The following is a 13,862-nucleotide window of genomic DNA, read 5'->3' as shown; positions in this document are numbered from 1 at the left end:
CGGCTGCATCCGGCCAACAAGGCCGATCTGGTCCGGCAGCGCACCCGATGGCTGCGTGCCACTTTCCTTGATCGCGCCGACGGCGACCTCTGATCGCCCTGCTCCCCATTCAAATCGAAGACCGCACCTCATGCTGAAGATCGAAAACCTCCACGCAAGCATCGCCGGCAAGGAAATCCTCAAGGGCCTGTCGCTGGACGTGAAGCCGGGCGAAGTCCACGCCATCATGGGCCCGAACGGCGCCGGCAAGTCCACCCTGGGCAACGTGCTGTCCGGCCGTGACGGCTATGAAGTCACCGACGGCAGCGTGCAGTTCGAAGGCAGCGACCTGCTTGAGCTGGAGCCGGAAGCGCGCGCCGCCGCCGGCCTGTTCCTGGCGTTCCAGTACCCGGTGGAAATCCCGGGCGTGAACAACACCTACTTCCTGCGCGCCGCGCTCAACGCCCAGCGCAAGGCGCGCGGCGAGGAGGAACTGGATTCGATGCAGTTCCTCAAACTGGTCCGGCAGAAGCTGGCCGTGCTGCACCTGAAGGACGAGCTGCTGCACCGCGGCGTCAACGAAGGCTTCTCCGGCGGCGAGAAGAAGCGCAACGAGATCTTCCAGCTGGCAGTACTGGAGCCGAAGCTGGCGATCCTCGACGAAACCGATTCGGGACTGGACATCGACGCGCTCAAGAGCGTGGCCGACGGCGTCAATGCGCTGCGTTCGCCGGAGCGTTCGTTCCTGGTCATCACCCATTACCAGCGCCTGCTCGACTACATCAAGCCGGACGTGGTGCACGTGCTGGCCGATGGCCGCATCGTCAAGACCGGCGGCCCGGAATTGGCGCTGGAACTGGAAGCGCACGGCTACGACTTCCTCAAGGACCGCGTGGTGCGCGAGGCGGCCAAGTAATGAGCCCGCTCCTGGATTCGCTGGCTGCCGCCTTCTGCGGCAGCGACGAGCGCCGCGAAACGCTCGATGCCGCGCTGCGTACCGGCCTGCCCGCCGCGCGCAACGAGGCATGGAAGTACACCTCGCTGCGCCAGCTCGAACGCCGCAGCTTCAGCGCCGCCCCCCTGCAGGCACCGACCATCGACGCCGCGTTGCTGGCCGACATCCCGGCGCCGCGCCTGGTGTTCGTCAACGGCCGCCCCAGCGACGCGCACAGCGATCTGTCCGGACTCGATGCCGGCGTGCAGGTGCGCACGCTGTCGGCCGTGCGCCAGGACGAGCCGGAAGCCGCGCGCTTCCTCGACCGCCGCTTCGAGCGCGCCGAGGAAATCTTCGCCCAGCTCAACGCCGCGCTCGCCGACGAGGGCGTGCTGGTGCAGGTGGCCGATGGCGCCACCGGTGGGGCGCCGCTCCACCTGGTCTTCGTCAGCGCACCGGATGAAGCCGACCATGCCTGGCATCACCGGCATCTGGTCGAACTGCGCCGCGGTGCCTCGCTGAACCTGGTCGAGCACCATCTGCAGGCCGGCGACAGCGCGCATCTGGACAACACGCTGGTGCACGTCCACCTGGCGCAGGACGCGCAACTCTCGCACGCGCGCGTGCAGGCCGACGGCGCGCGCGCCACTTCGCTGCTGCGCACCGATGCGGTGCTGGCGCGCGATGCGCAGTACCGCCGCATCGACCTGGAACTGGGTGCGGCGCTGACCCGGCACGAACTCAACGTGCGCCTTGAAGGCGACAACGCCAAACTCGTCGCCAACGGCGTGCTGCTGGGCACCGGCCGCCGCCACATCGATACCCGCCTGGGCATCGAGCACATCGCCCGCGATACCCGCGCCGAACTGCTGTGGCGCGGCGTGGCCGCCAACCGCAGCCGCGTGGTGTTCCATGGCGGCATCCACATCCGCGAAGGCGCCGACGGCACCGACGCCAACCTGTCCAACAAGAACCTGCTGCTGTCCGCCGATGCCGAGATCGACACCCAGCCGACGCTGGTGATCGACGCCGACGAGGTCAAGGCCGCGCACGGCGCCACCGTCGGCCAGCTCGATGCCAATGCGCTGTTCTACCTGCGCTCGCGCGGCGTGCCGGCCGAACAGGCGCGCGCCATGCTCAGCGCTGCGTTCTGCCACGAGCCGCTGGCCGCGGTGGACGGCATCCTGACCGAAAAGCTGGTCCGCCACCTGGGCCAGGCGCTGCAACAGGCAGGCATGGCATGAACCTTTCCTCCCCGCGTCCGATTCCAGCCGCCGACAGCGCCCCCGACTGGGAGCGCGTGCGCGCCGATTTCCCGTTGCTGATGCGCGAGGTCAACGGCAAGCCGCTGGTGTATTTCGACAACGCCAACACCGCGCAGAAGCCGTTGTCGGTGATCGGCGCGGTGGACGAGTTCTATCGCCGCTACAACGCCAATGTCAGCCGTGCGGTGCATGCGCTGGGCACCGAGGCGACCGACGCCTACGAAGGCGCGCGCACCAAGCTGGCGCGCTTCCTCAACGTCCGCGCCAACGAACTGGTGCTGTGCAGCGGTACCACCTTCGCGATCAACCTGGTCGCATACTCGTGGGCGCTGCCGCGGCTGAAGACCGGCGACGTCATCCTCGTCTCGCGCATGGAGCACCACGCCAACATCGTGCCCTGGCAGCTGGTGGCACAGCGCACCGGCGCCAGCATCCGCGTGGCCGAGATCGCGCCCGACGGCTCGCTGGACATGGATGCGCTGCATGCGGCGATGACCCCCGACGTGAAGCTGCTGGCGGTCGCACACGTTTCCAACGTGCTCGGCACCATCAACCCGGTGCGCGAAATCTGCCGCGAAGCGCGCAGGCGCGGCATCGTCACCGTGGTCGATGGCTCGCAGGCCGCGCCGCACCTGACCGTGGACGTGCAGGCCATCGGCTGCGACTTCTATGCCGTCACCGGCCACAAGATGTGCGGCCCGACCGGCACCGGCGCACTGTGGGCACGCCGCGAACTGCTGCAGGAAATGCCGCCCTTCCTCGGCGGCGGCGAGATGATCAAGGAAGTCAGCTTCGACGGCACCGTGTTCAACGACGCCCCGCACAAGTTCGAGGCCGGCACGCCCAACATCGCCGGTTTCATCGGGCTGGGCGTGGCGGTCGATTATCTGGATGGCCTGGGCCGCGGGCACATCGCCGCCCGCGAGCAGGAACTGCTGGCGCATTTCACCGAGGAACTGCAGCGCATCGACGGCGTGCGCATCTTCGGCACCGCCCCGCACAAGGCGGCGGTGGTGTCCTTCCTGGTCGACGGCGCGCACGCGCACGACCTGGCCACCCTGCTCGACCTGCAGGGCGTGGCGGTACGGTCCGGCCAGCACTGCGCGCATCCGCTGCTGCAGTACTACGGCGTCGCCGCCACCTGCCGCGCCTCGCTGGCGTTCTACAACACGCACGCGGAGATCGAAGCGTTCATGGCCGCGTTGAAGAAGGTGCGCGCCCTGCTGGGCTGATCCCTCCATGGAGCGGGGCCTTGCCCCGCTCTACAATGCGGTCATGGACGCCCTCATCTTCCGCACCGCCACCCCGGACGACGTTCCGGCCCTGATCGAACTGGTCACCTCCGCCTACCGGGGCGACGCCTCGCGCGCGGGCTGGACCACCGAGGCCGACATCCTCGACGGCCAGCGGGTGGATGCCGAGGGCATCCTCGCCGACATCAACCGTCCGCGCAGCGTGATCCTGCTCGCCGAGCAGGCCGGTCGGCTGCTTGCCTGCTGCCATATCGCCGACGAGGACGGTCATGGCTATTTCGGCATGTTCGCGGTCGATCCCGTGGCGCAGGGCGGCGGCGTGGGCAAGCAGGTCATGCAGCAGGCCGAACGCCACGTGGCCGCGCAGTGGCGGCTGCCGACCATGCAGATGACGGTGATCGACTGCCGCGACGAGCTGATCGCCTTCTACGAACGCCGCGGCTACGCCCGTACCGGCATCAAGAAGCCCTTCCCCTATGGCGACGAGCGCTTCGGCATCCCCAGGCGCGACGACCTGCGCTTTGAAGTCCTGGAAAAACGCCTGGAGCCGGCGGCATGAGCGCGACCTGGACCTATGTCTGCGCCAGCGGCGAACTGTTGCCCGGAGAAATGAAGACCGCCTTCGACGAAGTCACCGGCGCGCCCATCGTCGTGTTCAACCTGGAAGGCGAGCTGTACGCGCTGGAGGACCAGTGCACGCACGAGGAATTCGAGCTGTCCTCGGGCAACCTCGACCCGGCCGAGGGCAGCGTCGAATGCATCCTGCACGGTGCCCGTTTCGATATCCGCGATGGCCGCGCCCTGTGCGCCCCGGCCTATACCCCGGCGCCGAAATTCCCGGTCAAGCGCGAGGACGGCGGGATCTGGGCCCGCGATGACCGCGACTGAGAACCGTCCCATACGGTAGAAGCGCGATTGCCTCCATCCGGGGCCTGCTGGAACGCATCTGCGGGCAGGCCCGCTCCCACGATCCCTGCCGACGCCCCGATACGGGGCTGCATGGCCTGCCCCGGCTGCCATCCATCCGTCGATTTCGTTGTTATTGATAACGATTATCGTTAGGATGCGCATCTGCCTCCGCCAGCCCCCCCACTTCCTGGGTGCCGCTGGGCGATCCGGACGGCATCCACCTCCCCCAGCTCTTTGCCAAGGGATCCTTCCCTTCCTTTCGCGACCGCCCATGAACCACATCACGTCCCGCAAGTACGCACCGCGCGCCACCCTGCTGGCCACGGCCACCCTCGCCGCCGGCTTCTCTTCCCTGTCGGCCCAGGCCGCGGATGCCGACAGCGGCGACGCGCCGGCCACCGATCTGGACAAGGTGCAGGTCCGCGGCAGCTGGTTCGCGCCGTCTTCGTCCAAGTTCACCGCCGAACTGCTGGACACCCCGAAGTCGGTGGCTGTGGTCACCGAGAAGACCATCCAGGAAATCGGCGCCACCAACCTGGTGGATGCGCTGCGCATGGTCCCGGGCATCACCTTCGGTGCGGGCGAGGGCGGTAATTCCACCGGTGATCGTCCGTTCCTGCGCGGCTTTGACGGCCAGAGCAACATGTTCGTCGACGGCCTGCGCGATGTCGGCACGCAGACCCGCGAGGTGTTCGACCTGGAGCAGCTGGAAGTGGTCAAGGGCCCGAGCTCGGCCTATGGCGGCCGCGATTCCGGCGGCGGCAGCATCAACCTGGTCAGCAAGACGCCGAAGCTGAAGAACGAAACCAGTGCCAGCATGGGCGTGGGCACGGACAGCTACGCACGCGGCACGGTGGATGCCAACTACGTGCTGGGCGACGGCATCGCCGCGCGCCTGAACCTGCTCAAGCACGAGTCCGACATCGCCGGCCGCGACGCCGCCAACGTCAGCCGCTGGGGCATCGCGCCGTCGATCGCCTTCGGCCTGAATGGCCCGCTGCAACTGATCGCCAGCCACTACCACCTGGAAACCGACGACCTGCCCGACGCCGGCGGCTTTCCGTACGCCGACCCGGCCACCGGCACCACCACCGGCAAGCCGCTGGTGCCCGACCGCAACAACTACTACGGGCTGAAGGACCGCGACTTCCAGCGCACCCGGGCCGACATCAGCACCATCGACGCCAGCTACGACCTCGGTGGCCACAAGCTGCGCAACATCGCGCGCCTGGGCAACACCAGCAACGACTACCTGTGGACCCAGCCGGACGACAGCAAGAACAACCCGAACAAGTACGGCACCCTGTGGCGTCGCACCAACAACCGCGCCATCGACACCAGGACCTTCGCCGACCAGCTGAGCCTGACTGGCGCCTTCCAGACCGGCGGCCTGAAGCACAGCTACAGCACCGGCGTGGAATACAGCGAGGAAAAGAGCAGCAAGGGCAGCTACGTGATCGGCGGCGCCGGCACCAACAACGCCATCGACGGCACCCAGATCTGCAAGACCACCGGTGCCGCGACCGGCTACAACTGCACCGATTTCTACAGCCCGAACCCGAACGACCCGTGGGCGGCGACCCACCCGGTCACCCGCAGCGACAAGGCGCTGGACATCAGGCAGACCACCAAGACCAGGTCGGTGTACGCGTTCGACACCATCGAACTGAGCCCGCGCTGGCTGGTCAACCTCGGCCTGCGCTGGGACGACTACGACACCGAACAGGTCACCCCGGTCGCGGGCAAGGCGCCGACGGTGCTGGGCAACAGCGAGGACTTCCTCAACTACCAGGCCGGCGTGGTATTCAAGCCGACGGCCAACGGCAGCATCTATCTCTCCTACGGCACCTCGTCCACCCCTCCGGGCATGGACAGCGGTGAGGGCAACGATTCGATCAGCGCCGCCATCCAGAACCTGAAGCCGCAGGAGACGAAGAACTACGAACTCGGCACCAAGTGGGACCTGTTCGACAACCGCCTGAACCTGACGGCAGCGGTCTTCCATACCGAGATGAACAATGCCCGCGTCGTGCTCGACAACGGCAACACCCAGAACGCAGGCAAGAAGGCGATCAACGGCGTGGAAATCGGCGTCAACGGCCAGATCACCGACCGCTGGAACGTCGCCGGCGGCTACACCTGGATGGATTCGGAGCTGAAGGACAACGGCTACGTCTGCTCGGTCTCCAGCCGCACCGGCTGCCCGGCCCCGGGCGTGTGGATCGTCTCGCCGAACAACGGCAACGTCTTCCCGAACACGCCCAGGCATGCCGCCACGCTGTGGACCACCTATGCCTTCCCGTTCGGCCTTACCCTCGGCGGCGGCGCCAGCTACGTCGACAAGCAGTTCGGCGACGCGGCCAACACCAAGTGGATCCCGAGCTATACGCGCTGGGACGCGATGGCCAGCTACGCGATCCAGGACAACATCAGCCTGCAGCTCAACCTGCAGAACCTGACCGACAAGATCTACTTCACCAAGGCCTATGCCTCGCATTACGCGAGCATCGCGCCGGGGCGTTCGGCCACGTTGGCGCTCAACGTCAGGTTCTGATCGACACGTGGAACGGACGGCGGCGGGTTTCCTGCCGCCGTCCTTCGTCTTTCCGGCAGTCCTGTCTTCTCTTCAACGCAAGGGTCCATCGAAGCCACCGATGTCCGAGTCCTCCCTTCCCCCGCTCGACGCCGATGCGCTGGCCGCGCTGTTGCGCTCCGACCCGCATGCGGCCTTCGCCGATGTCCGCTCTGCCGCCCGGGACGGACAGGTCGCAGCACAGTCGCTGCTGGCGCAGATGTACATGGAGGGCAAGGGTGTCGCGGCTGACGCCGACGCCGCGCTGCTGTGGTACGAAACCGCCGCCAACAACGGCGATGCGATGGCGATGAACATGCTCGGCCGCTGCCACGAGCTGGGCCAGGGCACCGCCGTCGATCCCGCGCTGGCCGCCGTCTGGTACCGCCGCGCGGCGGAAACCGGGCTGGACTGGGGCATGTACAACCATGCCAACCTGCTCGCCACCGGCCGTGGCGTGGCGCAGGACCGCCGCCAGGCACTCGCGCTCTATACCCGTGCCGCCCACCTCGGCCATGCCAAGTCGATGAACCTGCTGGCACGCCATCTGGAAGATGGACTGGAAACCGGGCGCGACCCGCAGGCCGCACTGGACTGGTACCGCCGCTCGGCCGAGGCCGGCGACTTCCGCGGACAGGCCAACTACGCCTCCATCCTGCTGCAGGAAGGCCGCATCGACGAAGCCCTGCACTGGCTGCGGATCGCGCTCGCGCACGGCAGCCCCGCGTTCATGACCCATATCGTCCCGGAACTGGCCGCCTCGCCGCATCCGCAGGTGCGCGGGCTGGTCGCCCACCTCGCAAGCTGAGGCCTCCCATGCTGCTGCATATTCCCAACGTACTCACACCCGGGCAGGTCGCCGGATTCCGCGCCAGGCTCGATGCCGCGCAGTGGACCGACGGCCGCGAGACCGTCGGCCACCTCGGTGCGCAGGCCAAGCGCAACGAACAGTTGCCGGAGGATTCGCCGCTGCGGCGCGAACTGGGTGAAACCCTCCTCGTCGCGCTGGCGAAGAACCCGCTGTTCTTCAGCGCCGCGCTGCCGTTGAAATACCTGCCGCCGCGCTTCAACCGCTATGCCGGTGGCGGCACCTACGGCTTCCATGTCGATGGCGCCGTGATGAACCTGTCCCATGGCGAACAGCTGCGCTCGGACGTCTCGTGCACCTTGTTCCTCAACGCGCCCGAAGAGTACGAAGGCGGCGAACTGATCATCAGCGACACCTATGGCGAGCACGAAGTGAAACTGCCGGCCGGCGACCTGATCCTGTATCCCTCCAGCAGCCTGCACCAGGTCACGCCGGTGACCCGCGGCGCGCGGCTGGCGTCGTTCTTCTGGGTGCAGAGCATGATCCGCGACGACGCGCGGCGGCGGATGCTGTTCGAGATGGACACCTCCATCGAAACCCTGCGCCGCGGCAATGCCGACGCCGACGCGGTGCTGCAGCTGACCGGCGTGTACCACAACTTGCTGCGGCAGTGGGCCGAGGTCTGAGCACGGCCTCCGGCGCATGGGTTGATCTGCGTCAAGCCTGCATCAAATGCAATGAATTCTTATTTGCATAAAGTAATGAATCCCAACTACAATTGAGCGACACCACCGGCCCATCTGGCCGATGCCTTGCGCCAACGGGGATTCGAGTGCGCCACCTGCTCCAGCCATACCGCCTGCCTGCCATCGCGCCACTGCGCGCTGGCCTGCGCGCGCCATTGCTGCTGGTACTGCTGGCGATGTTCTCGATGCTGGCGTCCGGCTGGCTGGGTCCCGCCCTGCCGGCGACAGCGGCTGGACTGGCGGCGCATGCGCCCGTCAGCGGCGAGGAAAGCCCGACCGGCGAGTCCGCCGAACGGGAATATCCGGCCAAACTCCGCCGCGCGGCCTCGCTGCAGGCGCCCCGCACTGCCTGCAATCGTCCCGCCCCGCCGCGCCCGGCGGCATGTGCGGACGATCAGGCAGTCGCCGCACGCTCCACCATACCGGCCGTCGCGCCGGCGCCACCGGCCGCCACGCCCGCGTGCTGGCGGCTGCAACGCAGCCAGGCACCTCCGCTGGCCTGATCGTCCGCCGCGGCACCGCGGCGCGGATCCATCTCCCTTCATTCCTGCCATGGCGCCCGTATGCGCCACGGCCAGCCACGCCTTTTCCCTTTCGCTTCCGAGGTCATCCCATGGCTCTGCGCCATCGTTTCCGCGTGCCCGCCGCGCGTACTTCCCTCGTCATCGCGCTGTTGGCCTCCATGTCGGCCCAGGCATCCGGCGTACCTGCCGGCCAACCGGCCACGCTGGATACCGTGGTGGTCACCGCCTCAGGCTTCGAGCAGAAGATCACCGACGCGCCGGCCAGCATTTCGGTCATCACCCGCGAGGAACTGGCCAAGCGTCCCTACATGACGCTGCTGGACGCGGTACGCGACCTTGAAGGCGTGGACGTGGGCGAAACCCGCGACAAGACCGGCCAGGGCACCATCTCCATGCGCGGCATGGGCTCGGACTACACCCTGATCCTGGTCAACGGCAGGCGCCAGAACAACCACGGCGACATCTATCCCAACAACTTCGGCGGCAACCAGTTCAACCATATCCCGCCGCTGGACGCGATCGAGCGCATCGAGGTGATCCGCGGTCCGATGTCCACGCTGTACGGTGCCGACGCCATGGGCGGGGTGATCAACATCATCACCAAGCGCACCCTCGATGGCTGGCATGGCTCGACCAGCGTTGCCCGAACCGTCGAGACCAGCGACGAGTTCGGCGACGACAGCACTGCGGACTTCTTTATCACCGGTCCGTTGCTGCCCGGTGTGCTCAACCTCAGCGCACGCGGCAGCTGGTACGACCGCAAGGCATCCAACCCGACCTACGCACCGGTCACCGATCCCGCCGGCGGCCTGCACACCCGCCCGCTGGGCTTCGGCAGCGGCGGCAAGACCGTGGACAACGCCAACAAGGCCGGCGGCATCACCCTGACCTGGATGCCGGCCGACAACCAGACCGTGTCCCTGGACTACGACACCTCGCGGCAGGAATACGACAACAGGATCAAGATCAACGACAGCGGGGTCGAGGAATATCCCGTCGGCACCGTGGACAACATCAACAGCGTATGGCGCGCCTCCAGCTTCTGCCGCGGCGCAACCGGCGCCAACGCCAATGCCTGCCATGCGAATGGCGGCACCTGGGCGCGCCGCGCCGATCCGCGCGTGGGCTACAGTTCCTCGCAGGAATTCACCCGCGACGCCTGGGCGCTGACCCATGAAGGCCAATGGGATTTTGGCAACAGCTTCGTCTCGCTGGCGCACGTGACCACCAACAACGACGGCCGCACCCTGCCGTTCACCGTGGCCGAACGTGAGCAGCTGCTGGCGATGATCGACGGCACCGGCCAGTACGCCGGCATGGCCCTGGCCGAACGCCGCGCGCTGGCCGAGTCCACCTTCCTGCCGCGCCCCAAGCGCACGCTGGAGAGCGCGCAGTACACCCTGGACGCCAAGCTCGACATCCCGTTCCAGGCCGCCGGCGAGCACACCCTGGTGGTGGGCACGCAGGTGATCCGCGGCGAGCTGACCGACGGCGTGTTCGGCACCGAGAAGGGCACGCCGGGCCAGAAGCAGGAGCACGACATGTACTCGCTGTTCGTCGAGGACAACTGGAAGGTGAGCGCGCCGCTGACCCTCACCGCCGGCCTGCGCTACGACGACCACGCGGTGTTCGGCGACCACCTGAGCCCGCGCCTGTACGGCGTCTACACTCTCGGTGAGCGGTGGACGGTCAAGGGCGGCATCAGCACAGGATTCAAGACGCCCAAGACCACCGACCTGTACGACGGCGTCACCGGCTTCGGCGGCCAGGGCACCTTGCCGTTCTTCGGCAACCCGGACCTGAAGCCGGAAACCAGCACCAGCACCGAACTGGCGGTCTATTGGCAGCATCCGCAGGGCCACAACTTCAACGCCACGCTGTTCCACAACCGGTTCGACGACAAGATCGACAGCCAGCCCTGTGGCGCCGGCCTGGCGCTGAGCTGCACCAGCAGCGGCGAGTATGCCGACCTGGGCTACTCGAGCAGCAACCGGACGGTGAACATCGACGAAGTCGTGATCCAGGGCGCCGAACTGGCCGGACGCTGGACGATCAGCGAGGCCTTCGGCTTCCGTGCCAACTACACCTTCACCGACAGCGAGCAGAAGAGCGGCGCCGAGAAGGGCCTGCCATTGGGCAACAGCGCGCGGCACATGGCCAACGCCACCCTCGACTGGCAGGCCAACGACCGCTTCAGCCTGTTCCTCACCGCTGAGGCGCGTTCCAGGCGCTACCGCGGCGTCAGCGTGGTCACCGGCAAGGAGCTGTACTACAAGGACTACACGGTGCTCCATCTGGGCGCGTCGTTCGAGGCCACCCCGTGGCTGACGATCAACGCGCGCATCAACAACCTGCTGGACCGCGACTTCACGACCTACCAGGCCTCGTTCAACGATCTCAATGGCAACGGCATCTACGGCGACGTAGGCAATGAAGTGCTGTTCGAGGACGACTACAACAACAAGGACAAGGCGCGCAGTGTCTGGATGAGCCTGAACATGCGCTTCTGATCCACCCTCCGCGGTGGAGGAAGACCCGTCTCTCCTCTCCGGGAGCGGGTCTCCTCCGGCCATGCAGGCAGGGATGCGGAACGATACAAATTGCGAATCATTCTCATCAATGTTCTAATTCCATCTCTTTCCTCCGCATCGCGCACGTGCCCGTCGAACGCTCTCCCACCGATCTCGTCCAGCAGCAGGCCAGCCGCGGCTTCTGGCTGCGCACGCTGCACCAGTGGCACTGGATAAGCTCGGCGGTCTGCCTGATCGGCATGCTGCTGTTCGCCGCCACCGGCATCACCCTCAACCACGCCGCGAAGATCGAGGCCAGGCCGCAGGTGACCAACCGCCAGCTGGAACTGCCGGCACCGCTGCTGCGGGCGCTGGCTCCGCAAGAGGACGGCAACGCCCCGCTGCCCGCCAAAGTCGCCGACTGGCTGTCGCGCGAACTGGATGTGGCCATCGGCCGGCGCATAGCCGAGTGGTCGCCGGAAGAGGTCTACCTGTCCATGCCCGGCCCCGGCAGCGACGCGTGGCTCAGCATCGATCGCGCAACCGGCGCGGTGGAATTCGAACAGACCCGCCGCGGCTGGATCTCGTATTTCAACGACCTGCACAAGGGCCGCAACGCCGGCGCCGGCTGGGGCTGGTTCATCGACCTGTTCGCCGTGGCCTGCCTGGTGTTCTGCATCACCGGGCTGTTCCTGCTCCACCTGCATGCGCGGCAGCGGCGCATGACCTGGCCGCTGGTCGGCCTGGGCCTGCTGATCCCGCTGCTGATCGCCCTGCTCCTCATCCACTGAACACGCTTCCCCTACGGAGTCGCACCATGCGCGTCACCCTGACCATCGCCCTGAGCGGGCTGCTCGCCGCCGCCCCGGCGGCCTATGCCGCGAGCCTGGACATCAACGTCGAGATCCCCAAGCTCAACGTGGCCGAGTACCACCGCCCCTACGTGGCGGTGTGGATCGAGGATGCGGGGCAGAAATCCGCGGCCAACCTGTCGGTGTGGTACCAGCAGACGTCCAACGCCGAAGGCCACGGCACCAAGTGGCTGCCCGACCTGCGCCAGTGGTGGCGCAAGAGCGGCCGCACCCTGCAGGTGCCGGTGGACGGCGTGACCGGCCCGACCCGGCCGGCCGGCAAGCACGCGCTGAGCTTCAGCGACAACCAGCCGCAGCTGCGCGGCCTGCCCGCCGGCCAGTACACCTTGGTGGTAGAGGCCGTGCGCGAAGTCGGCGGCCGCGAGCTGCTGAAGATTCCCTTCGAGTGGAAGGGCAAGGCCGGCAACGGCACCGCCCAGGGCCAGAGCGAACTCGGCCTGGTCACCCTCGCCATCAAGCCCTGACGTCCCGAACAAGGAGAGACACGCCATGAAACGCACCACCCTGCTCGCCGCGCTGATCGCAGCCGCGCTTCCGTTCTCCGCCCTGGCCCACAAGCAGTGGCTGCTGCCCTCATCCACCGTGGTCGCCGGCAACGACGTATGGGTCACGGTCGATGCGGCGGTATCCAACCAGCTGTACTACCCCGACCACGTAGCGATGCGCCTGGACAATGTCACCATCGCCACGCCTGACGGCGGCACGCTGCAGCCGCAGAACCCGGCCACCGGCAAGTACCGCAGCGTGTTCGACGTGCAGCTGGCGCAGGAAGGCACCTATCGCATCGCCAACCTCAACAGCGGCCTGTCCGCGCGCTGGGACACCCCGGAAAGCCTGGCCGCGGCCAAGGACAAGCCGGCGGCCGGCGGCATGGGCGGCCCCCGCGGCGGCTTCCTGCGCAATGCCACGCCTGAGGACCTGGCCACCAAGATCCCGAAGAACGCGCAGAACCTGATGGTCACCGAAGGCATCGGCCGGGTGGAGACCTTCGTCACCAAGGGCAAGCCGAGCAGCGTCGCCACCATCGGCAAGGGCCTGGAGCTGGTACCGGTCACCCACCCCAATGATCTGTTCGCGGGCGAGGAAGCCACCTTCAGGCTGGTGGTGGACGGCAAGCCCGCCAGCGGGCTGGAAGTGGAGATCGTGCGCGGCGCCACCCGTTATCGCAACGCACAGGACGAGATCAAGGTGACCACCGGCGCAGACGGCAGCTTCAAGGTGACCTGGCCGGAAGCGGGCATGTACTGGCTGGAGACGTCGACCACCGACGACAGGACCAGCGCGCCGCAGGCCAGGCAGCGCCGCCTGAGCTACGTCGCCACGCTGGAAGTGCTGCCGCAGTAAGGCAGGAACGGGTGAAGACGAGTGAGAGGAGCCGCAGCAATGGCAACGACCCGCTCCCCTCCTCCCGCTCCATGCCTGCGCTTGTCGAGAGGATGAGCAGGCACACCTGCCTGCTCCCACTCCTCACTCTTCTTCACTCGACTCTG

Annotated in this window: 13 protein-coding genes; all 13 read left to right on the top strand. The window is 67.3% G+C overall.

The window, feature by feature from the left end:
• Positions 1–130 precede the first annotated feature (130 nt).
• The 13 genes from sufC (at position 131) to AC1DGW_RS09385 (ending at position 13,716) form a co-directional block, all read left to right on the top strand.
• Positions 131–895, top strand: coding sequence for a Fe-S cluster assembly ATPase SufC (sufC, locus tag AC1DGW_RS09445; RefSeq protein WP_478022096.1), 765 nt, complete (start codon positions 131–133; stop codon positions 893–895).
• Entirely contained in the window at positions 895–2,157 is a 1,263-nt protein-coding gene (gene sufD / locus AC1DGW_RS09440; RefSeq protein WP_478022094.1) for a Fe-S cluster assembly protein SufD, read from the top strand. The genes sufC and sufD overlap by 1 nt, the downstream gene beginning before the upstream one ends.
• Positions 2,154–3,410, top strand: coding sequence for a cysteine desulfurase (locus tag AC1DGW_RS09435; protein ID WP_478022092.1), 1,257 nt, complete (start codon positions 2,154–2,156; stop codon positions 3,408–3,410). Before sufD ends, AC1DGW_RS09435 begins: the two co-directional genes overlap by 4 nt.
• Before the next feature lie 43 nt (positions 3,411–3,453).
• On the top strand, positions 3,454–3,990 hold the full coding sequence (locus AC1DGW_RS09430) for a GNAT family N-acetyltransferase (protein WP_478022090.1): 537 nt from the start codon (positions 3,454–3,456) through the stop codon (positions 3,988–3,990).
• Positions 3,987–4,319, top strand: a complete 333-nt coding sequence (locus tag AC1DGW_RS09425) for a non-heme iron oxygenase ferredoxin subunit (RefSeq protein WP_478022088.1) — start codon at positions 3,987–3,989, stop codon at positions 4,317–4,319. Before AC1DGW_RS09430 ends, AC1DGW_RS09425 begins: the two co-directional genes overlap by 4 nt.
• A 292-nt stretch (positions 4,320–4,611) precedes the next feature.
• Entirely contained in the window at positions 4,612–6,894 is a 2,283-nt protein-coding gene (locus tag AC1DGW_RS09420; RefSeq protein ID WP_478022086.1) for a TonB-dependent receptor, read from the top strand.
• 100 nt (positions 6,895–6,994) lie between these two features.
• Complete coding sequence (locus AC1DGW_RS09415; RefSeq protein ID WP_478022084.1) at positions 6,995–7,720, top strand: tetratricopeptide repeat protein; 726 nt, start codon at positions 6,995–6,997, stop codon at positions 7,718–7,720.
• Positions 7,721–7,728: 8 nt separating this feature from the next.
• Complete coding sequence (locus AC1DGW_RS09410; RefSeq protein ID WP_478022082.1) at positions 7,729–8,406, top strand: Fe2+-dependent dioxygenase; 678 nt, start codon at positions 7,729–7,731, stop codon at positions 8,404–8,406.
• Positions 8,407–8,552: 146 nt separating this feature from the next.
• Entirely contained in the window at positions 8,553–8,969 is a 417-nt protein-coding gene (locus tag AC1DGW_RS09405) for a hypothetical protein (RefSeq protein WP_478022080.1), read from the top strand.
• 110 nt (positions 8,970–9,079) lie between these two features.
• Positions 9,080–11,500 carry a TonB-dependent receptor domain-containing protein gene (locus AC1DGW_RS09400; protein ID WP_478022077.1) on the top strand — a complete coding sequence of 807 codons (2,421 nt, stop codon included), beginning with the start codon at positions 9,080–9,082 and terminating at the stop codon, positions 11,498–11,500.
• Positions 11,501–11,646: 146 nt separating this feature from the next.
• Positions 11,647–12,291 (top strand): PepSY-associated TM helix domain-containing protein, encoded by a 645-nt coding sequence (locus AC1DGW_RS09395; RefSeq protein WP_478022075.1) that lies wholly within the window; start codon positions 11,647–11,649, stop codon positions 12,289–12,291.
• A 26-nt stretch (positions 12,292–12,317) separates the two neighbouring features.
• Positions 12,318–12,836, top strand: a complete 519-nt coding sequence (locus AC1DGW_RS09390) for a DUF2271 domain-containing protein (RefSeq protein ID WP_478022073.1) — start codon at positions 12,318–12,320, stop codon at positions 12,834–12,836.
• Between the two features lie 25 nt (positions 12,837–12,861).
• Positions 12,862–13,716, top strand: coding sequence for a DUF4198 domain-containing protein (locus AC1DGW_RS09385; RefSeq protein WP_478022071.1), 855 nt, complete (start codon positions 12,862–12,864; stop codon positions 13,714–13,716).
• The last annotated feature ends 146 nt before the right edge of the window (positions 13,717–13,862 follow it).

This window comes from Stenotrophomonas sp. 05N423, from assembly GCF_056397145.1.
This window is presented reverse-complemented; position numbering and strand designations above follow the sequence as displayed.

Bases quoted from the DNA above. Each gene is read 5' to 3' on its own strand.
- sufC (WP_478022096.1), top strand. From the start codon at position 131: ATGCTGAAGATCGAAAACCTCCACGCAAGCATCGCCGGCAAGGAAATC.
- sufD (WP_478022094.1), top strand. From the start codon at position 895: ATGAGCCCGCTCCTGGATTCGCTGGCTGCCGCCTTCTGCGGCAGCGAC.
- AC1DGW_RS09435 (WP_478022092.1), top strand. From the start codon at position 2,154: ATGAACCTTTCCTCCCCGCGTCCGATTCCAGCCGCCGACAGCGCCCCC.
- AC1DGW_RS09430 (WP_478022090.1), top strand. From the start codon at position 3,454: ATGGACGCCCTCATCTTCCGCACCGCCACCCCGGACGACGTTCCGGCC.
- AC1DGW_RS09425 (WP_478022088.1), top strand. From the start codon at position 3,987: ATGAGCGCGACCTGGACCTATGTCTGCGCCAGCGGCGAACTGTTGCCC.
- AC1DGW_RS09420 (WP_478022086.1), top strand. From the start codon at position 4,612: ATGAACCACATCACGTCCCGCAAGTACGCACCGCGCGCCACCCTGCTG.
- AC1DGW_RS09415 (WP_478022084.1), top strand. From the start codon at position 6,995: ATGTCCGAGTCCTCCCTTCCCCCGCTCGACGCCGATGCGCTGGCCGCG.
- AC1DGW_RS09410 (WP_478022082.1), top strand. From the start codon at position 7,729: ATGCTGCTGCATATTCCCAACGTACTCACACCCGGGCAGGTCGCCGGA.
- AC1DGW_RS09400 (WP_478022077.1), top strand. From the start codon at position 9,080: ATGGCTCTGCGCCATCGTTTCCGCGTGCCCGCCGCGCGTACTTCCCTC.
- AC1DGW_RS09390 (WP_478022073.1), top strand. From the start codon at position 12,318: ATGCGCGTCACCCTGACCATCGCCCTGAGCGGGCTGCTCGCCGCCGCC.
- AC1DGW_RS09385 (WP_478022071.1), top strand. From the start codon at position 12,862: ATGAAACGCACCACCCTGCTCGCCGCGCTGATCGCAGCCGCGCTTCCG.